This window comes from Litchfieldella qijiaojingensis, assembly GCF_014651875.1.
Taxonomy (GTDB): domain Bacteria; phylum Pseudomonadota; class Gammaproteobacteria; order Pseudomonadales; family Halomonadaceae; genus Litchfieldella; species Litchfieldella qijiaojingensis.
The window spans coordinates 48,929-69,618 of record NZ_BMXS01000025.1; the positions used below are offsets into that span (position 1 = coordinate 48,929).

General features: G+C 62.3%; 23 protein-coding genes. 9 read left to right on the forward strand and 14 right to left on the reverse strand.

Features of this window, described 5'->3' with window-relative positions:
• Window positions 1-8: 8 nt before the first annotated feature.
• The 5 genes from IE093_RS18740 to IE093_RS18760 all read right to left on the reverse strand — a co-directional run bounded on the left by IE093_RS18740 (window position 9) and on the right by IE093_RS18760 (window position 5,483).
• Window positions 9-1,154 carry an ABC transporter ATP-binding protein gene (locus IE093_RS18740; protein ID WP_189471879.1) on the reverse strand — a complete coding sequence of 382 codons (1,146 nt, stop codon included), beginning with the start codon at window positions 1,152-1,154 and terminating at the stop codon, window positions 9-11.
• A gap of 13 nt (window positions 1,155-1,167) precedes the next feature.
• Window positions 1,168-2,064 carry a carbohydrate ABC transporter permease gene (locus IE093_RS18745; protein WP_422730997.1) on the reverse strand — a complete coding sequence of 299 codons (897 nt, stop codon included), beginning with the start codon at window positions 2,062-2,064 and terminating at the stop codon, window positions 1,168-1,170.
• 15 nt (window positions 2,065-2,079) lie between these two features.
• Window positions 2,080-2,970, reverse strand: a complete 891-nt coding sequence (locus IE093_RS18750; RefSeq protein WP_189471881.1) for a carbohydrate ABC transporter permease — start codon at window positions 2,968-2,970, stop codon at window positions 2,080-2,082.
• A gap of 64 nt (window positions 2,971-3,034) precedes the next feature.
• A complete protein-coding gene (locus IE093_RS18755; RefSeq protein WP_189471882.1) occupies window positions 3,035-4,351 on the reverse strand; it encodes an ABC transporter substrate-binding protein in 1,317 nt (438 codons plus the stop codon).
• A gap of 175 nt (window positions 4,352-4,526) precedes the next feature.
• A complete protein-coding gene (locus IE093_RS18760) occupies window positions 4,527-5,483 on the reverse strand; it encodes a sugar-binding transcriptional regulator (RefSeq protein ID WP_189471884.1) in 957 nt (318 codons plus the stop codon).
• Between the two features lie 193 nt (window positions 5,484-5,676).
• On the opposite strand from IE093_RS18760, the gene IE093_RS18765 reads away from it, so the two are divergent.
• Complete coding sequence (locus IE093_RS18765) at window positions 5,677-6,036, forward strand: hypothetical protein (RefSeq protein ID WP_189471886.1); 360 nt, start codon at window positions 5,677-5,679, stop codon at window positions 6,034-6,036.
• 7 nt (window positions 6,037-6,043) lie between these two features.
• On the opposite strand, the gene IE093_RS18770 is transcribed toward IE093_RS18765, so the two are convergent.
• Window positions 6,044-6,997, reverse strand: a complete 954-nt coding sequence (locus tag IE093_RS18770) for a Gfo/Idh/MocA family oxidoreductase (RefSeq protein ID WP_189471888.1) — start codon at window positions 6,995-6,997, stop codon at window positions 6,044-6,046.
• A gap of 82 nt (window positions 6,998-7,079) precedes the next feature.
• Here IE093_RS18770 and IE093_RS18775 point away from each other — a divergent pair, with 82 nt between their 5' ends.
• From IE093_RS18775 to IE093_RS18795, 5 genes are all read left to right on the forward strand, one after another.
• The gene (locus tag IE093_RS18775) at window positions 7,080-8,087 is read left to right on the forward strand and encodes an ABC transporter substrate-binding protein (protein WP_229803744.1); all 1,008 of its coding nucleotides are present in this window, start codon (window positions 7,080-7,082) and stop codon (window positions 8,085-8,087) included.
• Window positions 8,084-8,833 (forward strand): ABC transporter permease, encoded by a 750-nt coding sequence (locus IE093_RS18780; RefSeq protein ID WP_189471890.1) that lies wholly within the window; start codon window positions 8,084-8,086, stop codon window positions 8,831-8,833. Before IE093_RS18775 ends, IE093_RS18780 begins: the two co-directional genes overlap by 4 nt.
• Window positions 8,826-9,599 carry an ABC transporter ATP-binding protein gene (locus IE093_RS18785; RefSeq protein WP_189471892.1) on the forward strand — a complete coding sequence of 258 codons (774 nt, stop codon included), beginning with the start codon at window positions 8,826-8,828 and terminating at the stop codon, window positions 9,597-9,599. The genes IE093_RS18780 and IE093_RS18785 overlap by 8 nt, the downstream gene beginning before the upstream one ends.
• 98 nt (window positions 9,600-9,697) lie before the next feature.
• Window positions 9,698-10,060 carry a hypothetical protein gene (locus IE093_RS18790; RefSeq protein WP_229803746.1) on the forward strand — a complete coding sequence of 121 codons (363 nt, stop codon included), beginning with the start codon at window positions 9,698-9,700 and terminating at the stop codon, window positions 10,058-10,060.
• Window positions 10,061-10,068: 8 nt separating this feature from the next.
• A complete protein-coding gene (locus IE093_RS18795; protein WP_189471894.1) occupies window positions 10,069-10,443 on the forward strand; it encodes a c-type cytochrome in 375 nt (124 codons plus the stop codon).
• A gap of 309 nt (window positions 10,444-10,752) precedes the next feature.
• On the opposite strand, the gene IE093_RS18800 is transcribed toward IE093_RS18795, so the two are convergent.
• From IE093_RS18800 to IE093_RS18835, 8 genes are all read right to left on the reverse strand, one after another.
• A complete protein-coding gene (locus IE093_RS18800; protein ID WP_189471896.1) occupies window positions 10,753-11,565 on the reverse strand; it encodes an ABC transporter permease in 813 nt (270 codons plus the stop codon).
• On the reverse strand, window positions 11,562-12,359 hold the full coding sequence (locus IE093_RS18805; RefSeq protein WP_229803747.1) for an ABC transporter ATP-binding protein: 798 nt from the start codon (window positions 12,357-12,359) through the stop codon (window positions 11,562-11,564). Before IE093_RS18805 ends, IE093_RS18800 begins: the two co-directional genes overlap by 4 nt.
• On the reverse strand, window positions 12,356-13,330 hold the full coding sequence (locus IE093_RS18810) for a PQQ-dependent catabolism-associated beta-propeller protein (RefSeq protein ID WP_229803749.1): 975 nt from the start codon (window positions 13,328-13,330) through the stop codon (window positions 12,356-12,358). The genes IE093_RS18805 and IE093_RS18810 overlap by 4 nt, the downstream gene beginning before the upstream one ends.
• Window positions 13,331-13,350: 20 nt before the next feature.
• A complete protein-coding gene (locus IE093_RS18815) occupies window positions 13,351-14,598 on the reverse strand; it encodes an ABC transporter substrate-binding protein (RefSeq protein ID WP_189471898.1) in 1,248 nt (415 codons plus the stop codon).
• Window positions 14,599-14,641: 43 nt separating this feature from the next.
• Window positions 14,642-15,289: a hypothetical protein gene (locus tag IE093_RS18820; RefSeq protein ID WP_189471900.1), complete on the reverse strand. Its 648-nt coding sequence runs from the start codon at window positions 15,287-15,289 to the stop codon at window positions 14,642-14,644.
• A complete protein-coding gene (locus tag IE093_RS18825; protein ID WP_189471902.1) occupies window positions 15,279-16,127 on the reverse strand; it encodes a quinoprotein dehydrogenase-associated putative ABC transporter substrate-binding protein in 849 nt (282 codons plus the stop codon). The genes IE093_RS18820 and IE093_RS18825 overlap by 11 nt, the downstream gene beginning before the upstream one ends.
• A 57-nt stretch (window positions 16,128-16,184) precedes the next feature.
• Entirely contained in the window at window positions 16,185-16,742 is a 558-nt protein-coding gene (locus tag IE093_RS18830; protein ID WP_189471905.1) for a c-type cytochrome, read from the reverse strand.
• A gap of 166 nt (window positions 16,743-16,908) precedes the next feature.
• Window positions 16,909-18,738 carry a methanol/ethanol family PQQ-dependent dehydrogenase gene (locus IE093_RS18835; protein WP_189471907.1) on the reverse strand — a complete coding sequence of 610 codons (1,830 nt, stop codon included), beginning with the start codon at window positions 18,736-18,738 and terminating at the stop codon, window positions 16,909-16,911.
• A 495-nt stretch (window positions 18,739-19,233) separates the two neighbouring features.
• On the opposite strand from IE093_RS18835, the gene pqqA reads away from it, so the two are divergent.
• From pqqA to IE093_RS18850, 3 genes are all read left to right on the forward strand, one after another.
• Window positions 19,234-19,305, forward strand: a complete 72-nt coding sequence (gene pqqA, locus IE093_RS18840; protein ID WP_092569372.1) for a pyrroloquinoline quinone precursor peptide PqqA — start codon at window positions 19,234-19,236, stop codon at window positions 19,303-19,305.
• A 68-nt stretch (window positions 19,306-19,373) separates the two neighbouring features.
• A complete protein-coding gene (pqqB, locus tag IE093_RS18845) occupies window positions 19,374-20,306 on the forward strand; it encodes a pyrroloquinoline quinone biosynthesis protein PqqB (RefSeq protein ID WP_189471908.1) in 933 nt (310 codons plus the stop codon).
• A gap of 146 nt (window positions 20,307-20,452) precedes the next feature.
• The coding region (locus tag IE093_RS18850) for a thiaminase II/PqqC family protein (protein WP_479691168.1) at window positions 20,453-20,690 on the forward strand (238 nt) is incomplete at its 3' end.

Below are 20,690 nucleotides of genomic sequence, written 5' to 3' on the forward strand. Positions count from 1 at the left end.
CGCTCCGTTCATTGGCCGTTGGCCGCGGAGGGCGCCCGGTTGTCCTGACGATTGAGACCGGCCAGGGGGTGTCGATGCAGAGTGGGCAAGGCCAGACCTTCGCTGTCGAACAGGTGCGCGCGTTGCGGTTCGAAGCCGAAGCGCACCTTGTCGTGCACGCGATGGGCGACATCGCCGTCGGCGGTCACGGTCACCATGCTCTCGCCCATGCGCACGTACAGCGAGGTCACCCCGCCCAGGCGCTCTATGACCTGTATCTCGCCCTCCATCGGGCCCTGGTCGTCGAGCATCAGGTGCTCGGGGCGGATACCCAGTTCCAGCGTCGAGCCCGTGGCCAGATCACTGCCGTCGACCGGTATCGCGCAAGACTCCCCTCCGGGAAGTCTGACCCTGACGCCTTCGGAGTTCGCATGGTCCACGCCGACCTCGAGGAAGTTCATCTTCGGCGAGCCGATGAAGCCCGCCACGAAACGGTTGCGCGGGTGATGATAAAGCTCCATGGGCGAGCCGACCTGTTCGACCACCCCGCCCTGCAGGACCACGATCTTGTCAGCCATGGTCATGGCCTCGATCTGGTCGTGGGTGACGTAGATCATGGTGGCGTCGAGTTCCTCGTGCAGCCGCGCCAGCTCGATGCGCATCTGCACGCGCAGCGCCGCATCGAGGTTGGAGAGCGGCTCATCGAACAGGAAGATGCTGGGGTTGCGCACGATGGCACGGCCGATCGCCACGCGCTGACGCTGGCCACCGGAGAGCGCCTTGGGCTTGCGATCGAGCAGCGGCTCGAGCTGCAGGATGCGTGCCGCCTCGCGTACCTTCTCGCGGCGCTCGGCCTTGGGCACCCCGGCCAGGCGCAGGCTGAAGCCCATGTTGTCCTCGACGGTCATGTGCGGGTAGAGCGCGTAGCTCTGGAACACCATGGCCAGGCCACGATCGGCCGGCCCCACGTCGTTAATGCGCTGCCCGTCGATGAGGATATCGCCAGAGGTCGCGCTCTCGAGTCCCGCTATCATGCGTAGCAGGGTCGACTTGCCACAGCCCGAAGGGCCGACGAAGACCACGAATTCACGGTCGTTGACCTCGAGATCCACGCCCTTGATGATCTGGGTGTCGTCGAAGCGCTTGACGATCTGATTGAGTTGAAGCGTTGCCATGGGGAAATCCTCGTTACTTGACGGCGCCGAAGGTCAGGCCACGGACCATCTGTTTCTGGGTCAGCCAGCCGAATACCAGGATCGGTGCGATGGCCATCGTCGACGCCGCGGAGAGCTTGGCCCAGAACAGGCCTTCGGGGCTCGAGAAGGAGGCGATGTAAGCGGTCAGCGGTGCCGCATTGGAAGACGTCAGGTTGAGGCTCCAGAAGGCCTCGTTCCAGCTCAGGATCACCGACAGCAGGCCGGTGGAGGCGATGCCCGGCAGGGTCAGCGGCAGCAGCAGGAAGAGCACTTCCTGGAGAGTGCTGGCACCGTCCATGCGTCCCGCCTCGAGGATGTCCTTGGGCAGATCCTTGAAGAAGGTGTAGAGCATCCACACCACGATCGGCAGGTTCATCAGCGTATACACGATGATCAGTCCGGTACGGGTGTCGAGCAGGCCGACATCGCGGAACAGCAGGTAGATCGGCACCAGCACCCCGACCGGCGGCAGCATCTTGGTGGACAGCATCCACAGCAGCGTGCCCTTGGTGCGCTTGGTGGGCAGGAAAGCCATGGAATAAGCCGAAGGAATAGCGATCAGCAGTGCCAACAACGTCGAGCCGAAGGCTACCACCACGCTGTTCATGGCAAACTTGAAATAGTCGGCACGGCCATGGACGGCAGTGTAGCTTTCCAGGGTCGGCGAGAAGATCAGGCTGGGTTCAGCGATGGCCGCGGCCTCGGTCTTGAAGCCGGTCAGCACCATCCAGAAGATCGGAAAGAAGATCACGCCGGCGATCGTCCAGCCGAGCACCGTCAGCCCGAGGCGGCGACGCGCGGCAGTGTTCATGAAGGCCGCGTGGCGCCCTTCCTTGATCGCCGCCTGGTTGCTGGTCGAGGCGAGGGGTTTGGTTCTTGCCGTAGTCATGGGAGTCTCCTCGCGTCAGTTTTCCAGGTTCTTGGCCACCATGCGGACCAGGAAAATGGCGACGATATTGGCCAGGATGATGGCGATCACCCCACCGGCAGAGGCCGTGCCCACATCAAAGTCGAGCAGGGCCCGGATATAGATCAGGTAGGCCAGGTTGGTGGTCGCCAGCCCTGGACCACCGGAGGTGGTGACGAAGATTTCGGCGAAGATGGTCAGCAGGAAGATCATCTCGATCATGATCACCACGCTGATCGCCCGCTTGAGGTGCGGCAGGGTGATGAAGAAGAAGATCGCCACCGGCCCGGCGCCATCCATGCGCGCGGCCTCCACCTGATCGTCGTCCAGCGACTGCATGGCGGTAAGCAGGATCAGCAGTGCGAACGGCAGCCACTGCCAGGCAACGATGATCACGATCGAGGTCAGTGGCAGCGAGGAAAACCAGTCGAGGGCAGGCAAGCCGAGCGATTCGGCCACCCAGGACAGCACGCCGTTGGCGGGGTGCATCATCATGTTCTTCCACACCAGGGCGCTGACCGTGGGCATGACGAAGAACGGCGAGATCGCCAGTACCCGGGCCACGCCGCGTCCCGGAAACTCCTGCTGGAAGAGCACCGCCAGCAGGGTCCCGCCGATCACGGTGATCGCCAGCACCGAGCCCACCAGCAGCAAGGTATTGCCCATGGCCGTCCATAGCGCCGGGTCGGTGAACAGGTATTGGTAGTTTTCCAGCCCGGCGAAACCGGTCATGCCGGGCATCAGCAGGTTGTAGCGCTGGAAGGAGAACCACAGGGTCATGCCCAGCGGTACCAGCATCCACAGCAACAACAGGGTGACCGCGGGTCCCTGCAGTGACAGGTTTCGCCATCCACCGACGGTCCGCCCGGAGGCTCGTGTCTTGTTCATGGTCGTTTACCGCAAAACGTGAGAAAGGGAGTGGCCGGGGTGAACCCCGGCCAGCCGGGACCGATCAATCCAGGTAACCGGCACGCTGCATGGTGCGCTCGGTGGCGCGCTGGGCGGACTGCAGGGCCTGCTCGACCGTGGAGTCGCCGGTCAGCGCCGAGGCCACCATCTGACCGACCTGGGTGCCGATCGACTGGAACTCGGGAATGCCGACGAACTGCACGCCCATGTAGGGGCTGGGCTCCAGGGTCGAGTCGGTGGGATCGGCGTTACGGATGGCATGGAGCACGAAGTCGGCGAAGGGCGCTTCGCGTTGGTAGTTCTCGTTGGCGTAGGTCGACTCGCGGGTACCCGGCGGCACGCTGGTCCAGCCCTGGGTCTCGCCGACCAGCTCGATGTACTCCTGGGAGGTCGCCCAGCTGATAAAGGTCTTGGCTGCCTCGGGCTTCTCCGAGGAGGAGGGGATGGCCAGCGCCCATGACCACAGCCAGTGCGAGCCCTTGGGGGTTTCGGCGATCGGCGCCGGAGCAAAGCCCAGTTGGTCGGCCACCGAGGACTCACCGGGGTTGTAGAGCTTGCCCGCCGCCGAGGTGGCGTCGACCCAGATCCCGCAGTTGCCGCGCGAGAACAGCGCCAAGTTCTCGTTGAAGCCATTGGAGCTGGCGCCGGCAGGGCCATAGTCGTTGAGCAGGTCGACGTAGAACTGGATCGCCTCCTGCCAGGCCGGCGAATTGATCTGCGGATTCCATTCCTCGTCGAACCAACGCCCACCGAAGGTATTCACCAGCGTCGAGACGAAGGCCATGTTCTCGCCCCAGCCCGGCTTGCCACGCAGGCAGATACCAGCGACGCCGTTATCCGGATCGTGGACCCGGCTTGCCCAGTCGCGGACTTCCTCCCAGGTCGGCTGCTTGGAGACCTCGATTCCTGCCTGCTCGAACAGGTCCTTGCGATAGAACATCATCGAGCTCTCGCCGTAGAACGGCAGGGCATGCAGGGTGCCGTTATGACTCAGGCCGTCGCGGACCGGCTTGAGCAGATCGTCGGCCCGATAGTCCTCGGGCAGGTCATTCAGCGGTACCAACCACCCGCGCTCGGCCCAGATGGGAGCCTCGTAAGTGCCGATGGTCATCACATCGAACTGACCGCCGTCGGTAGCGATATCGGTGGTCAACCGCTGACGCAGCACGTTCTCCTCGAGAATCACCCAGTCCAGCTCGATATCGGGATGCGCCGCCTCGAACTCATCGGTCAGGCTCTGCATGATGACCATGTCGTTGTTGTTGACCGTGGCCACGGTGATGGTTTCGGCATAGGCAGCCGTAGCGGTGGCGCCGACGGCCGCGATGCCGGCAAGGGGGAGTGCTCTTGTGAGCTTCATCGGTTGGCTCCTTTAGAGGCTTGCCCTGTATTCGGGCTTGGCATTGTTGTAGAAAGCCGGATTCTTGTTTTGATCAATTTACTCATCGATCGATCAAATGATCGGACAGGAACCAAAAAAACGCAAAGGAACTGGTATTAGACTTTAGGCCAACGGATTAGAGAAACGCTGACAGTCAGAGATTTTCCGACTCGATGATAAAGCGCGCCGCGTTCTCGTCGGTGATCAAACCCTTGAGCCAGCCGCCGCGCAGCGCAGCCAGGATCGCCGGGCCCTTGTCACGACCACCGGCCAACGCCACCAGCGACTGGTCGCGAAACATCTCCAACGGCAAGCTGGTGACGCGGCGGGTGATGGAACAGTCGATCACCTCGCCGGCCTGATTCAGCGGCCAACCCAGCAGCTCGCCTACCGCACTAAGCGACAACAACTCCTCGAGTTCGGTCTCACTGATAAAGTGATCCTGAAACAGGGTCGCCTGGCGATCGATGCGCCCGATGCCGATGAAGGCGGCCTCGGCCTGCTTGGCGACCTCGGCGATGGCCTGGAACAGGTGCTGGCTGAGCATGGCCTGCTTTTCCTCCACCGAGCCGGCCACCACCGGCGCCGGCAGCAGGAAGCGCTCACCGCCGGTCTTGTCGGCCAGCACCATGACCCCGTCGTAGCGGTTGGCGGAGCCGTCGCGGGCGACATTGCCGACCAGCGACACGAAGCGATGCTGCGGTCGGTCGATACGGCTCAGGGCTTCCACCATGGCCCGCACCGAGCGACCGGTGCCAAGCGACAGCGTCAAGGGTTCGGAACGGTCCAGGTAGCGGGACAAGCGTTCGGCGCCGGCCACCGCCAGGTAGTGGGCGCTGCTGTCGGCGGCGTCGGGGTCGGCCGGCACGACATCGCAGAACTCCAGGCCGAAGCGTTTGAGGATGGCATCCGACATCACCATGCAATTGGCCAACGGATGATCGATGTGCACCTTGACCAGTCCTTCCTGACGCGCCAAGGCCAGCAGCCGCTGTACGCCAGGGCGCGACACGCCGAGCTGGCTGGCGATCTCATCCTGAGTGCGCCCACCGACATACGACAGCCAGGCCGCGCGCGCCGCCTGATCCAATTTCAGCTCGAATTTATCCACGTGATCCGACCGTTCCGGTTGCACTCGATGCTGGAAATCATCGCAAGCAAGTCGGAAATTCACAACGTCATGTTCGAAACGCCGTGGACCGACACTTACCAACCGTTACCGACTCGTCAGTGTTTTCATTGAACGCACGGGGCTCATTGGTATCGAATGGCGGTACCCATCACCCGACCCACGGGAGCTTTCCATGACCGACCATCGCAACGATCGACAGCGCAATGCCGCCTGGGACGCTGCCCAGCAATGGCGTGAACGTGCGCGCCATGCTCGTCCTCAAGGCAATGTCGGTGGGTTTCGCCTACTGGCGACCTGGCTGCTGTTCGGCGTCCTGATGGTCGTCGGCACCGTGCTGGGGCTGTTCTTCCTGCTTGTCGGATGGGCCATGTTGCCGTTCCTACGCCACCGGATGAAAAAGCGCATGGAGCGCATGCGTGCCGAGCAGGCCGAGGATATCGGCGGCTTTGACCGCTACCACGACCGCAGGGGCCGCCATCAGGATGTGCTGGAGGGCCAGTACGAGGTGAAGGACGACGACCGCAACCGCTAGCCGGGCGTCAACCGCCGGAGTTGGCCATCAGTGCCTCGAGGCGGTCGAGCAAACGCATGGTCGGCAAACAATCGGAAAAGGCGGCCTCGGGTCGCCGGCCTTCGCATATCGCCGCGATGAATTCCCGGTCCTGATATTCGAAACCGCTGCCCTCCAAGGGCACCACTGCCCCGCGGTGGTCCTTCAATTCGTCGCGGAAGGCCTGCAGGGTGTCCTCTTCACCGATGTAGCGATAGAAACCGCCAAAGGGCCCATGGTGGTTGAACGACAGCACCAGGGTGGCCATCACTCCGGCATGTGAGCGCAGGCCGATATTCATGTCCATGGGGATGCCGAGTTCGGCATGTGGCGGCCCGGCGCTGCCCCATACCTCCAGATCGAAGTCGTCGAGCAGCCAAGCGAACAGGTCGACGCTGTGGCAGGCGTGATGCCACAGCAGATTGTCCGTCCAACTGCGCGGATTGCCGTGCATGTTGAGATTCTGGCGCCGGAAGAAGTAAGTCTCCGATACCAGGTGCTGGAGATGGAACTCACCGCGCTGGATACGCCGCTTGATCTCGCGATGCGGAGCATTGAAGCGTCGGGTATGGGCCACCATGCCCACCCGATCCGAGCGCTCGGCCCGTTCGGTGAGGCGCTCGGCATCGGCAAGATTGAGGCTCATGGGGATCTCGGCCAGCACATGCTTGCCGCTATCTATGGCCTGCGCGGCCTGGCTGGCATGCAATTGGCTCGGTGTGGCCAGGATCACGGCATCGATGTCGTCGCGCGCCAGACTCGCCTCGTAATCCAGAGAAACTTCGGGGATCTTCCATTCGTGGGCAAAAATTCGTGCATCCTCGTCGACGCCACCGACCAGGCATGCCACCTCGACATCTTCGATACGCTCCAAGGCCTGCATGTGAATGCCGGCGATGGCCCCTTCACCAGCCAGCAGCAGACGAATGGGAATGCTGGTCATGCTTTCGTCTCCTTGCAAGATACGGTGCGTAAGTCAATGGTATAGGAGGCTATCTTCCGACTCTCAAGGGAGTTTCCCAAGGATGATGAGAACCCCGCCGCTACGCCGACATCGCCGATATCCGGCAAGCATCGTCGTGTTCTTGCTCTGCTGGTTCGTCGTCACGGTAGCCCAGGCACAGACGCTACGGGTCGGCGTGTTGCAGTTCGGAACCGTCAACTGGGAGCTGGAGGTGGTCCAGTCCCACCGTCTGCTGGAAGCATATGACATAGAGCTCGAGGTGGTGCCACTGGCCTCCGAGAATGCACTGGCCGTGGCCCTGCAAGGTGGACGAGTCGACCTGATCGTCTCCGACTGGCTATGGGCGGCGCGCCAGCGGGACGCCGGGCGTGCCTACCAATTCGCGCCCTATTCGCTGTCGGTGGGCGCCGTGATGGTCGCTCCCGAGGCGGGCATCGGCAGCGTGGAAGAGCTGGCCGGCCACCAGTTGGGCATTGCCGGAGGACCGGTCGACAAGACCTGGATCCTGTTGCGGGCCTATGCTCGGCGTGTCCACGGCCTCGATCTCGACAGTGCCGTCGAGCCCGCCTACGCCGCGCCACCGATGATCAATGCCCTGATGCGCGACGGCCGCCTGAGCGCGGCGATCAATTTCTGGCACTACAATGCCCGTCTCCAAGCCATCGGCATGCAACCGCTGGTGACCGTCGAGCGGATGCTCGAGGAACTCGGCATCACCCCGGTTCCCCCCTTGCTGGGCTGGGTATTCGCCGAGGCCTGGGCAAAGGAAAATCGCGAAGCGTTGCGCCATTTCCTGGAGGCCACCTATCAGGCCAAAGCGATCCTCGCCGCCGACTACTACGAGGTCTGGGAGTCGTTACGCGCTATGGTCAAGCCGGAAAACGAGCCCATGTTCGAAGCGCTCAAGGCCGGCTATCGAGCCGGCATTCCCGAACGCTACGGCGATGCCGAGATCGCCGCCGCTCAGCGACTTTTCCAGGTCCTGGCCGCGGAAGGCGGCGGAGAGCTCACCGGAGGCGTACGGCGCCTGGCCCCGGCGGTTTTCTGGGACGGCTTTCGCTTGCCATGAGATCACGCCAATGGCTACTGCGCGGCGCCTCGCTGCTGGGTCTGGTGCTGGTCTGGGCCATCGCGGCGTGGATAGCCGCTGCGCCGATGCTGCCGGCACCACAGCAAGTGCTGGCCAGTGCCTGGCAACATAGCCTGAGCGGCGAATTGCCCTACCATCTCTCGACCACCCTGGCCCGAGTCCTGGTGAGCTTTCTCCTGGCGATGAGCATCGGCACGGCCATCGGCATTGCCATGGGCCGCTACCGCCGGCTCGACATCGCCCTGGATGGCGCGCTGGTGCTGGGCCTGAACATCCCGGCCCTGGTGACCATCATCCTGTGCTACATCTGGTTCGGGCTCACCGAGGTCGCGGCGGTGATCGCCGTCTCGGTCAACAAGATCCCCACCGTGGCGGTGACGGTGCGCGAAGGAGCGCGCGCGGTGGATCTCCGCCTGTTGGCCGTCGCCCAAGCCTATCGTCTGCCACCGTGGCGCAAGTTATGGAAGGTCTATCTCCCGCAGCTGTATCCCTACCTGATGGCCGCGGCTCGAGGCGGCCTGGCACTGATCTGGAAGATCGTGCTGGTGGTGGAGCTGCTCGGGCGCAGCAACGGCGTCGGCTTCCAGCTACATTCCTACTATCAGTTCTTCGACATCACCAGCATCCTGGCCTATACCTTGGCCTTCGCCGCCGTAGTACTGCTGGTCGAGGCATTGATCATGCGGCCCCTGGAAAATCGGCTGACGAGGTGGCGCGATGCCTGACCTGGAAGTTCGCATCGACGAGAAGCGCTTCGGCGACGCAGTGATCCTGCGCGACCTCACCTTTAGCGCGCAGTGTGGTGAGTTTCTGGCACTGGTCGGCCCCTCGGGGGTGGGCAAGAGCACTCTGCTGAATCTGATCGCCGGACTCGATCCCCTATTCGATGGTTCCATTCATTGGCACGGAGCTCCACTGCACCGGCACGCCCACTCCCCCGAGCGACTGGGGATGATGTTCCAGGAACCACGTCTGATGCCTTGGCTGAGCGCCCTCGACAACGTGCGCCTGGTACTTGCCGACCCCGCTGCCGAAAGCGAGAGAGCACGTACCTTGCTGCAGGAAGTCGGACTCGGCCATGCACTCGACGCCTGGCCCAACCAGTTATCGGGAGGCATGCAACGTCGCGTGGCCCTGGCACGCGCCTTCGCGGTCGACCCTCGCCTGCTGCTGATGGATGAACCCTTCGTCTCGCTGGACATGCCGACCGGCAACCGGCTGCGCGAATCGTTGCTGGCGCTGTGGCAACGCGACCGCCCGCTGGTGCTGTTCGTGACTCATGACTTGCGCGAAGCGCTGGCACTGGCCGACCGCGTGCTGTTCCTGTCCGAGCCACCGGCGCGGATCATGTTGGACTACGTGGTTCCACTGGAGCGCCCCAGGAATCTCGAGGGCACAGCGATCGCCAAGTTGCAGGAACGGCTGTTCAGCCGCCATCCGTCCCTGCTCTCCGGGGCACTGGAAGCGCCCTCGGTGCGGCACGACACGTGACAATGAAACCTGGCGCACGGTGGAAAAACCCCGTCAGGTACCATAACTTGAAACCAGTAAAAACCAACCACTCATCCGACCCCATCGAGAGGCGGAGCATGCACAATGACAAGGCGTTTTCTCCCATCATGGCCACGCTGGGCCTGACCGGTCTGTTCCTGCTATCACCAACGAGCATGGCTGCGGACAATGATTATCCCACCGAAGCGCGCGTGGACTACGTTCTCGGTTGCATGGCGGCAAACGGCCAGGATTACCTGACCATGCAGAAATGCTCTTGCAGCATCGATGTGATCGCCGAACACATGACCTTCGACGACTACGAAGCGGTGAGGACCGTAATGAGCATGCAGGATCAGCCTGGTGAGTTGGGCATGCTGTTCCGCACCGAACGCAGCATGCAGGAAGACCTCGAGCGCTTCCGCAGCATACAGGCCGAAGCCGACCTGCGCTGTTTCTGAGCCACCCCATGTATATCGAACCACCGAGTGTCGCCCTGTTCGTTCTCGCCATGGCTGCCAGCGCCATGGCCGACACCCGGATGCACGAGGGTGAGCGGGTATTCCGCAATCAGTGCCAGGGCTGTCACTCGCTGGAACCCGGCCGACACATCGCTGGCCCCAGCCTGCATGGCGTGGTCGGTCGACCTGTCGGTGCGGTCGAGGACTTCGACTACTCCCCAACGCTACGGGATAGCGAGTTGACCTGGACACCCGAGACGCTCGACCGCTTTCTGACCGATCCCGATGCCTTCCTGCCTGGCACCCGCATGGTGTTCTGGGGGTTGGAAGAACGCCCGCGCCGGCAGGTGATCGAGTTTCTGCAGCATGCCGACGAACGGTAACGGCTATCGCGCATGGCCGGACGATATTGCCGACTTCATCGCGCAATGAATTGCGCTCCCACCACCCCCTAAGGCTGCGTACCGCTCGTGGGAGCGCAGCTCCGCTGCGCAATCCGGCCGCCAGGCCGGCTTGATGCCAACGTCTTCGCGGCTACAGCTGCTTCAACATGACTGGGTGCCAGGATTTGAGCACAGTGGTAGCTTCATCGCGCAATGAATTGCGCTCCCCCCTAAGGCTGCGTACCGTTCGTGGGAGCTCAGCTCCGCTGCGCGATCCGGCCGTCAGGCCGGTTGGACCGTGGTCAGTGCTCACTCAGCGCCGGCGCCTGCCTTGCGGGTCATCATTCCACGCGCCGGGTTATAGGCCAGGATCGCCAGACCGAGCAGCACCGCGGTGGTCGCCACGACGATCAGCGTCGCATCGCCATTGAAGCGCTCGTACATCGCGAAGCGGATCATCTCCACTGCGTAGGTGAAGGGGTTCAAGGCGGCGACCTGGTAGACCAGATAGCTGCCCTCGCGTATGCGCCACAGGGGGTAGAGCGCCGAAGAGAGAAAGAACATCGGGAAGATCACGAAGTTCATGATGCCCGCGAAGTTCTCCAGTTGGCGCACGAAGGACGATAGCAGCATGCCCAGAGCGCCGACCATGAAACCGGTGACGACCAGCGCCGGCAGGATCAACACGTAGCCCATCAGCGGCGCCTTTACGCCGTAGAGGTAGGCGATGACCAGGAACACGTAGACCTGCACGATCGACACCAGGGTCCCTGCCAGCAGCTTGCAGACCAGCAGGTACCAGCGCGGGAAGGGGCTGACCAGCAACACGCGCATGCTGCCCATCTCGCGATCGTAGACCATGGACAGCGAGCTTTGCATGCCGTTGAAGAGTTGGATCATGCCCACCAGCCCCGGGACGATATAGACCTCATAGAGAATGTAGGTCTGGTAGGGTTCGGTCATCGCCACGCCAAGTGCCATGCGAAAGCCGGCGGCGAACACGAACAGCCATATCAACGGCCTGACCAGCGCGGCCACGAAGCGCGAACGCTGGTGCACGAAACGCAGCAGCTCACGGCTGACCACGCCGCGTAGACAGTGTCCGTAGGCCGCCAAGCTCATCGTGCCTCCCCTTCCGTCAGTCGATCGAAGGCCTCGCCGATCGAGGCACTTGCGGTTTGCGATACCAACTCGGCCACCCCGCCATCGGCACACACCCGGCCGCGATGCAGCACGATCACGCGGTCATCGGGATAGACTTCATCGATCAGGTGGGTCGCCCATAGCACCGCCACTCCCTGTTCGCGACACAATCGATGAACGTGCTCGACCAAGGCACGACGCGAGGCAATGTCGAGCCCCACCGTGGGCTCGTCGAGCAGCAGCAGCCGTGGTTCGTGCAACAAACCGCGGGCGATCTCCACTCGCCGACGTTGCCCGCCGGACAAGTGCCGCACCCTGAGCCGCAAGCTGCCCTGCATCTCCAGGCGGGTAAGCTGCTGCGAGGCGCGACGGAGGGCCTCGGCCGGTGTCATCCCGTGCAACGCACCGTGATAGCTCAGGTTCTGCCTGACTGTCAGGTCCATATCCAGGGTTGGCTGCTGAAACACCACCCCCATCTGGGCGTGTGCCTCGACCGAATGACGACGCAAGTCGAGGCCGCCTATACGAATCTCGCCCTGGCGATGGTCGTAGAGCCTTGTGATCAACGAGAACAACGTGGTCTTGCCAGCGCCGTTGGGTCCCAGCAGCACCGCGAACTCTCCCGCTTTCAGATCGAAGGACACCGACTCCAGCACCGGCTGGCCACTGTAGCTGAAACTGAGATCGCGCACGTCCAGGGCGGTCGAATCGTCCGCTCGTCTGGTTTGTTTGCCCCCTTCCGGGGTGAATGCCGGTGCCATCTCGCGAGTCACGGTTCGACAACTACTCCCCAAGGAAAACGCCCCACCGGAATCGAGCGAATCGCCTCGAGTCCGTCGACATCGATCACGGTGACATCGCCACTCACCCCGTTGGTGGTATACAGGCGGCTCTCGTCACCGTTGAGCGCCAGGTGCCAGACCCGCTGCCCTGTCAAAAGATAGTCGAGCACTTCATAGGTTTGCTGATCGATCACCGCGACCCGATTCGAAGGCCCAAGGGCAACGAAGCCATAACGACCGTCCGAGGTCAGCGCCACCCCCACCGCCTGCACGGTCTCGCGTGGCACGCCCGGGACGTCGAAGCGAATGGTGTGCTTGATGTCGTAGGTGTCCTGCATGTCGAGGATCGAGACCGTGGCGCCGATTTCCGACGATACCCAGGCTTCCGCCCCGTCATGAGTGAACTCGACATGCCGGGGTCGCGCACCCACCAGCCGATGATGGACCGCCTCCATTGCCTCGAGGTCGATAATGTGCGCCATGCTCGAGGTTTCGGAAGTCGCGATCAGCCATTTGCCGTCGGGACTGATGCCCAGCCCCTCGGGCTCGACACCGACGGGAATCTCGGTGACCAGGGTACGCTGCTCATAGTCGATCACCGAGACGATATTGTCGTCCTCGTTCGACACATAGAGATAAGGACGCTCGGAGTCGACCCGAATGACCTCCGGATCCTCTCCTGCCGACTGGCTGCGCACCACCTCGAGTGTTTCGAGATCGATCATGTCGATGGCCTCATCGTCACCCACTGCCACGAACAGTTCATTGCCATCGGGGCCCAGGACCATGGCACGTGGCCTACGACCGACATCGATGGTCTCGACGACCTCCAGCGACTCGCCATCGATCACCGACACGGTGTTGTCCTTCTCGTTGGAGACGAAGATCCGTTCGGCCTTGGCCACCACTGGCATCAGCGCTATGGCTCCGACCGCGAGCCCGAGAGCGATATGTCTGATCATCGGCATCCTCCACGAGCCAGTCAGAAACGGCATGACGATTCCCCCTCGTCGGCGCCGAGCGAATCCAGCGGCGAACGCGGATGCAGATATCCCTCCTGCGGAGAAACGGACGCCACCATGCGTGGTCCAGTGACCAGGATCGGCTGCCGCAACTGGTGGTTCCATGTGCGATAGCTCACCGGCAGTCCCAGGTAACCGGCCAACTGGAACTCGTCGCTGAGCATATAGTCGAGCACCACGTCCCGGGCTACGGAGCCGGTGCGCGCCGTTGCCTCACCCAGCGAGCGCACTGCCAGCCAGGCAGCGAAGTCCTTGGGCGTCATCCTGCGCCCGGCAAACTCTTCGAAGCGTCGCTGCAACTGCACGGCGCCCCACGACTCGTGGGCGCGATGCCAGGCGGTCGGCATCAGTCCCTGGGTACCCGCCACCGGCCTTGGCAGCCAGGTCTGGTAGGGAAAATACTCGCCGAAGTAGTCGTTCTCGTCGGCGATCACCAATACCTCGTATTGGGGGAACTCCTGCACGAACACCGGGATCTCGCGTTGAATGGCATGGAAGCCGCCCTCGGCCCGCCGAGCCATGGGTTCGTGGGGCCACATCTTTTCGGTGACGATGTCATGACCGAAGCGTGTCGCCGCTTCCCGATAGGCCTCGACCAATAGCCGATCCTCATCGGTATTGCCATAGACCAGTGCCCAGCGGTCCCACTTCTTGTAAGCCAGGAACTGCGCCAAGGCATCGGCCAGCATCCGCCGGCTGGGAGTCGTGTGGTAGAGATTCGGATGACAGGCTTCACTGCGTAACGCATTGTCGGGAGCCGCGGCATTGAACACCATGCGGTCTTCCAACGCGGCATCTGCCATGACCGCCTCCAGTTCCTCGCGGGGCAAGCCACTGATGACCCACCCGGCACCCTGGTCGATCAACTCGTGCAGGCCTTCGAGCACATCACCGTCGCGAGCGACGATGCTCTCGACGAGCACGAACTCCTGGCCGAGAAACTGTCCGGCAGCATTGTTATCGCTGACGCCCAGCCGTGCCCCCTGAACGCCTTCGTCGTCGAGGACCGGGTCGAGCACCGACAGCGGCTCCAGGTCCTCGTCGCGCTCCATGCCCAGATAGCCCAGCGTAATGGTTTCGCTGTCCTGGCCACTATCCTGAGCGCTGGCCAGCCCAGGCCAACCCAGGAGCACCACGATCGTCCACAGCAGCAGAGCCGATACACAGCGCACGGCATCGCACCCGGTTTCGCGAGCGACTCTTTGCATGCCCCCTCCCTGTCATATCCGGATCAGTGGCCCTGGTCCCGATCTACATTTCCGACCTGATCGCCCGCACCATACGACTCAATTGTTCCTCGAGCAGATAGGGTTGCTCGCACAATGCCGGCAAGGCTTGCTGACGTTTCTGAAACGTACGTCGCTCCCAGAAAAGTTCCTTCTCCAGGCGCTCGATGTCATCGCTACTGGCCTCGTCCGAGGTGCGCCGAACTTCCAGTTCATCGACCAGCTCGGAGACCCGCTCCAGGCGCTGAACTTGTCCCCGGGCTGCGCTGCGAATGCGTTCGATGGTACGACTGCGCTCACGGTTGGTACGCTCGAACAGACCGGCAAACAGCAGCGTCAGACGCCGCTCGCGATCCGCCTCGGGACCATCCGCCACTCGCTCGACGAAATCTCGTACACGTTCAAGCGCGATTTCGCGGGGGGTATCGCGCGCCGTCGCGAAACGCACCACGCGCCCCACTTCCTCGTCTTCCCACCACTCTTGCTCGAGCGCGTCGGGAGATGGCCCGGTCCACATGGTGCCCCAAGCCAGTTCAGGGATCAGACGTTGCACGCAGGGCCAATCTGGCGGGCCGGCGGCGGCACGCTGGGCCTGTGCTTCCTGAATCGTTGCGAAAACCGTCACCAGCGTCAGGCCCAGCGCCAGACCACAGGCACGCACATCACTCAGCATCGCTACCTCCCGAGCCGGGATGAATCAGTTGACCGTGCCGATCGAGCAGCGGGACATCGTAGTCGGCCAGGATGGCGTTGATATCGTCCTGACGGCGGTCGATGAAGTCGTTGATGGTATCCTTCCAGTGCGGCTCCCCATCCCGCACCCCCATGGTGATGCGATAGGAAAGCCGGGCATCGGTGGTATCGTCGACCAGAGGAATCACCTTGAGCGGTGGGTCCTGACGCGCGGCGTAATAACCGGCAATCGGCCCCCACACCACAGCCCCATCGGTAACCCCGGCCGCCACATCTTGCACGGCGTCCCTGGCCGGCGTCCTGACCCGGGTATCGGTCTGCAACGCATAGCCCTTGATGGTGGCGCCGGCACGCCGCAGTGCCACCAAGGGAGGCGTCTCGGACACGACGCCGATATGCCGACCTTCCAAGGCCGCATCGTCCAGCGAGCTCACCTCGAGGTCGAAGTCCACGGGCACCACCAACGAATAGACGGAGCGATAGTAGTCCTTGGTGTTCTGCACGAAACCATAGCCGGCGGCCACACCGATGATCACGTCACACACGCGTAGTTCCAGGGTATTGCGCACGAACCCCATGACCTGCGGTGCCCAAACATAGGTCAGTGGCAGCCCCAGGTCGTCGGCCATCAGTTTGGCGATACGGTTCTCGAACCCCTCACCCTGCTCGTTGGTAAATGGCAAGTTGTTGCCATCGGCACACACGCGCAGCTCATTACGCCCTTCCAGCTCCGGCACGTCGGCGCGAGGCTCGCCACCCGTGACCACCAGGCCCAACAAGCCCGCGGCGATGCCGCACAACCATCGATTGCCCCTCATGATTTCCTCCGACCCATGTTGCCGAACCCAGCGTCAACGCAACGGGGCCGCGGCGGTTCAATCCTCGTCGCTGCCCTCGGAGGCTTCCTCTTCTTCTTCCTCCTCGATCACCTTGGGACGGCCACGGCCCAGATCACCGGCGGCTCGCGCCTTCATGTAACTGTAGATGTTCTCGATGTTGCTCAGCACGTATTGGTCGTCGGCGAAAGATGGCATCACCCTGCCCGGCTGAATGTCCCGACCGCCGGCAATGGTCCGGGCAAATTCGGCAAAACTGCGACGCTCCGCGGCCTTCACAAGACTGGGAGCGAAAGTGGATCCCACCCCATCGGGCCCATGGCAGGCCATGCAGTTGCGGGTAAAGGCAATGTAGCCATCATAGGTACCTTGATCGACCTTTCCATCGATGATGGTGTAGTCGCCCGGTGTGGATTCAGTCGCGGCGGCTTCCTTCACGTCCTCTTGTTGCTGCGACGCCTGCTCACCCTCTTCGACCTGTTCCTGTTTTTCGGGCTCGGCCGACGCCTGCACCTGCGTCATCATGCCTGTAGCGAGCAACAGCATTCCCGTGGCACCAGCGGCCACAAGCCAACGTGGTATCTGGATCTCAGTCATTCGGCGTGCCTTGTTTTCTATCCATTGTTGTGTCCATCGAACCCGGCGCTTCTGCCACGTCCAGGTTCGACCCGATGGGATGGTTAGCGATTTCTTTCACCTAGCATAGCGATGGCACGGGGAGGCTTCCCCGTGCCATCTTCTTCGGTATGCCGCAAGTTGCGCATCAGGCATCCGGCAGTGAGAACACGGTCAGGATCCCGCCCAGCTCGGTATAGTCATCGAGAGCGGAGAAGACACCAACCGCCCCCAGACCTGCCTCGGGATCTTCCAGACCGGCCGCCAGACCAATGCCTGCCCAGCCGCCGACACCGGACAGCACCGCGATGTACTGCTTGCCCTGATGCTGGAAGGTATTGACGTTACCGATGATCCCGGAGGGCGTCTTGAAGCGCCACAGTTCCTCACCGGTCTCGATATCCACTGCCTTCACGTACCCTTCGAGGGTGCCGTAGAAAGCCAGACCGCCAGCCGTGGCCAAGGCCCCGCTCCATACCGCGAAACGTTCGTCCTTCTTCCACACAACTTCCCCAGCGACCGGGTCCCAGGCAATAAAGCTGCCCATGCGACCTTCCATGTCACCATCCTGAGTCGGCGCAGGCATCATGGTCAGGGTAGCGCCGACATAGGGCTGGCCAGCGACGTATTCGGTCTCGAAGGGCTCATAGTTCATGCAGATGCGGTTGATCCCGGCATAGAGCAGCCCGGTCTCGGGCGAATAGGCGCTCGGCTGCATGTTCTTGGCGCCCATGGCGGTGGGGCAGATGTCAGTGGTGTTGACATTAACCCCTTGCCGGAAGGTGCTGAACTCCTCATTGACCACCGGACGGCCGGTTTCCATGTCATAGTGGCTCGCCCAGTTGGTTTCCGGGGCGAATTTCTCGGCTACCAGCAATTCACCGGTTTCACGATCAAGCAGGAAACCAAAGCCGGTACGATCGATGATCGCCAGGCCCTTGCGCTGCTCGCCATCGATCTCGACATCGATCAACTGGTTCTCGTTGACGCCGTCATAGTCCCATTCGTCGAAAGGCACCTTCTGATAGACCCACTTGGTCTGTCCGGTGTTGGGATCGCGAGCGAACACCGTGATCGACCACTTGTTGTCGGCAGGCTCGCCATCGATCGTACGCTGATCCGGGTTCCAGGTTCCGGGGTTACCGGTGCCGTAGTAGACCAGGTCGAGTTCCGGGTCATAGGTGATCCAACCCCAGGGGGCACCACCACCGCGCTCCCACTCGCCTTCCGGCCAAGTGGAAACACCGAGGTCCGCTTCGCCGATCGGCTCACCCATCATCATCGTGGTTTCCGGGTCAAGCAGGACGTCATCGTCCGGTCCGTTGGAGTAGCCGCGCCATTCCATCTCGCCGGTTTCGATATTGTAGGCCGTCAGGTGGCCGCGCACCCCGAACTCACCGCCACTGACGCCCACGAGCACCTTGTCGTGCACCACCAGCGGCGACATGGTCATGGTCTCGCCCTTGGTGTGGTCGCCATTGTTGGCTTCCCACAGCAACTCGCCCGATTCGGCATCGAGTGCGATGACGGTGTTGTCGGCCTGGTTGAGGAAGAGCTTTCCGTCGGCATAGGCGAGCCCGCGGTTGACCGTATCGCAACACATCACCGGGATGACGCGTGAGTCCTGGTCCGGCTCATAGCTCCAGACAATACGGCCTTCATCCTCCAGATCCAGGGCGAAGACCTTGTTGGGGAAGGGGGTGTGAATGTATAGGCGACCGTCTCCGACATACAACGGGCCACCTTCGTGGCCGCGTAGCACACCAGTGGAGAACTGCCACTGTGCGCGCAGGTCGCTGATGTTGTCACGATTGATCTGGTCCAACTGGCTATAGCGATTGCCTTGGTAATTGCCCAGTTGGGTCGCCCACAATTCCGGATTTTGCTGCAACTCTAGCTGATTCTGGTTGGCTTGAGCTGCAACGCTAGCGGCCAGGAGCCCCATGGTCGCTATGGCATAACTCATCTCCCGTAGCATGGCGTTGTCTCCACAGTCCTGAACGTTGCAGTACGCCGCGCATGGCGCACTGCAACTTGTCGTTGTTGTGTTCTAAACAGCGCAATAAAAGGTCTAGCACAAGATTGCCCCTTGCACAGGCGCACTCATGCCCCATTGGCGTGCAACATCGAGTCAAAAGACTTTTGCCATATGAACAACAATCGAAGGGAGCGATTCCCGCTGACGTGCAATGATCCGCATCCATAGGGTGAGCTTGACCTAACCGACACAGCCCGCTAAGACTTATGGAAGCGCTGAATAAATCGACGAGCGGTTTCAAGCACAAGGCGCCCGGAGCGCAGCAACCGGAGCATATGGGGTATATGTGAGGCTTGCGAGCACCGCGCAACGTAGTGATTGATCAGCGCAGGCATTTATTCAGTGTTTCCTTAGGTTGTAAGGCATCTGTGCCTCACAGTGCTTTACTACAGGAGGCAACTTCATATCCAACCTGTATGGGGCAGGAGAACACTTATGTGGACCAAGCCGGCTTATACCGATCTGCGCCTTGGCTTCGAGGTCACTCTCTACATCGCCAATCGTTGATCGTCAGGCGCACGTGAAGACGCTCCGCTAGTCGGAGCGTCTTTGCGTTACCGGAAGGACATTGGCACATGCAGATTCTCGTACTGGGCTCGGCAGCGGGTGGCGGCTTCCCGCAGTGGAACTGCAATTGCCCTAACTGCCATGGTGTACGCAGCGGGCAATTGCAGGCCACATCGCGCACTCAATCGTCGATAGCGATCAGCAGTGACGGTGAACGCTGGCTGCTGTGCAACGCCTCGCCGGACATTCGCGCCCAGCTCGCCGCCAACCCTGAGTTGCACCCCAAACGTCGGCCTCGCGACACAGGGATCGCCGGTGTGCTGCTGGTCGATGGCCAGATCGATCATGTCACCGGCCTGTTGTCGCTGCGCGAGGGCTGCCCGCTGGATGTGTGGTGCACGCCCAATGTGCATGAAGACCTGAGTAGTGGTTTTCCGCTCTTTCCCATGCTGACTCACTGGCAGGGTGGGCTGCGCTGGCAACCGATCGAGATCGACGAAGGTCATCTCACGACGCGCTTCTCGATCCCCTCCTGTCCCGGCCTGGCTTTCACCGCCGTAGCCCTGCACAGCAACGCCCCACCCTATTCGCCTCGCCGCGGCGCGCCCACACCGGGCGACAACATCGGCCTCTATATAGAAGAAGATAGTGCCGGAGGACGATCGCTGTTCTACGCTCCGGGGTTAGGGCGGCTCGATGAGGAGTTGCGTGGCTGGCTGGCGCGCGCCGACTGCGTACTGGTCGACGGCACCCTGTGGGACGACGATGAGCTACAGCGCGCCGGGGTCGGACAGGCGACCGGCATGGAGATGGGCCACCTGGCCCTGGCCGGCGAGGAGGGACTGATTCGTGAGCTCGAGGCCTTGCCGGAGACCACCCGACGCATTCTCATCCATATCAACAATACCAACCCGATCCTCGACGAAACCTCGAGCCAACGTGCCGAACTCTACGCTCGGGGCATCGACGTCGCCTATGACGGCATGCGGTTCGAACCTTGAACCTGTCGCCCTACATCGGCGTCTCAACGTGAAACGCGGGGAGATTCACCATGCCATCGCTCGCATCTCCACTGACGACCTCACCCAACCCAGCCACGGCGCCCGAGGGCCAAGCACTTGACCGCGAAGCCTTTCGTGCCGCATTGATGGCCAAGGGCGACTACTACCACATCCATCACCCCTACCAGGTCGACATGGCCGAGGGGCGCGCCACCCCCGAGCAGATCCGCGGCTGGGTCGCCAACCGCTTCTACTATCAGGTGATGATCCCGCAGAAGGACGCCGCCTTGCTGGCCAACTGCCCGGACGCCCCCACGCGTCGGCGCTGGATCCAGCGCCTGCTCGACCACGACGGCCACGGCGACGACCCCGGCGGCATCGAGG

Coding starts and splice junctions, on each gene's coding strand:
- IE093_RS18745 (WP_422730997.1), bottom strand. CDS start 2,064: ATGACTACGGCAAGAACCAAACCCCTCGCCTCGACCAGCAACCAGGCG.
- IE093_RS18820 (WP_189471900.1), bottom strand. CDS start 15,289: ATGCTGAGTGATGTGCGTGCCTGTGGTCTGGCGCTGGGCCTGACGCTG.
- IE093_RS18750 (WP_189471881.1), bottom strand. CDS start 2,970: ATGAACAAGACACGAGCCTCCGGGCGGACCGTCGGTGGATGGCGAAAC.
- IE093_RS18765 (WP_189471886.1), top strand. CDS start 5,677: ATGACCGACCATCGCAACGATCGACAGCGCAATGCCGCCTGGGACGCT.
- IE093_RS18835 (WP_189471907.1), bottom strand. CDS start 18,738: ATGCTACGGGAGATGAGTTATGCCATAGCGACCATGGGGCTCCTGGCC.
- IE093_RS18815 (WP_189471898.1), bottom strand. CDS start 14,598: ATGCAAAGAGTCGCTCGCGAAACCGGGTGCGATGCCGTGCGCTGTGTA.
- IE093_RS18755 (WP_189471882.1), bottom strand. CDS start 4,351: ATGAAGCTCACAAGAGCACTCCCCCTTGCCGGCATCGCGGCCGTCGGC.
- IE093_RS18775 (WP_229803744.1), top strand. CDS start 7,080: ATGATGAGAACCCCGCCGCTACGCCGACATCGCCGATATCCGGCAAGC.
- IE093_RS18780 (WP_189471890.1), top strand. CDS start 8,084: ATGAGATCACGCCAATGGCTACTGCGCGGCGCCTCGCTGCTGGGTCTG.
- IE093_RS18795 (WP_189471894.1), top strand. CDS start 10,069: ATGTATATCGAACCACCGAGTGTCGCCCTGTTCGTTCTCGCCATGGCT.
- IE093_RS18800 (WP_189471896.1), bottom strand. CDS start 11,565: ATGAGCTTGGCGGCCTACGGACACTGTCTACGCGGCGTGGTCAGCCGT.
- IE093_RS18790 (WP_229803746.1), top strand. CDS start 9,698: ATGCACAATGACAAGGCGTTTTCTCCCATCATGGCCACGCTGGGCCTG.
- IE093_RS18830 (WP_189471905.1), bottom strand. CDS start 16,742: ATGACTGAGATCCAGATACCACGTTGGCTTGTGGCCGCTGGTGCCACG.
- IE093_RS18785 (WP_189471892.1), top strand. CDS start 8,826: ATGCCTGACCTGGAAGTTCGCATCGACGAGAAGCGCTTCGGCGACGCA.
- IE093_RS18825 (WP_189471902.1), bottom strand. CDS start 16,127: ATGAGGGGCAATCGATGGTTGTGCGGCATCGCCGCGGGCTTGTTGGGC.
- IE093_RS18740 (WP_189471879.1), bottom strand. CDS start 1,154: ATGGCAACGCTTCAACTCAATCAGATCGTCAAGCGCTTCGACGACACC.
- IE093_RS18770 (WP_189471888.1), bottom strand. CDS start 6,997: ATGACCAGCATTCCCATTCGTCTGCTGCTGGCTGGTGAAGGGGCCATC.
- IE093_RS18810 (WP_229803749.1), bottom strand. CDS start 13,330: ATGATCAGACATATCGCTCTCGGGCTCGCGGTCGGAGCCATAGCGCTG.
- pqqB (WP_189471908.1), top strand. CDS start 19,374: ATGCAGATTCTCGTACTGGGCTCGGCAGCGGGTGGCGGCTTCCCGCAG.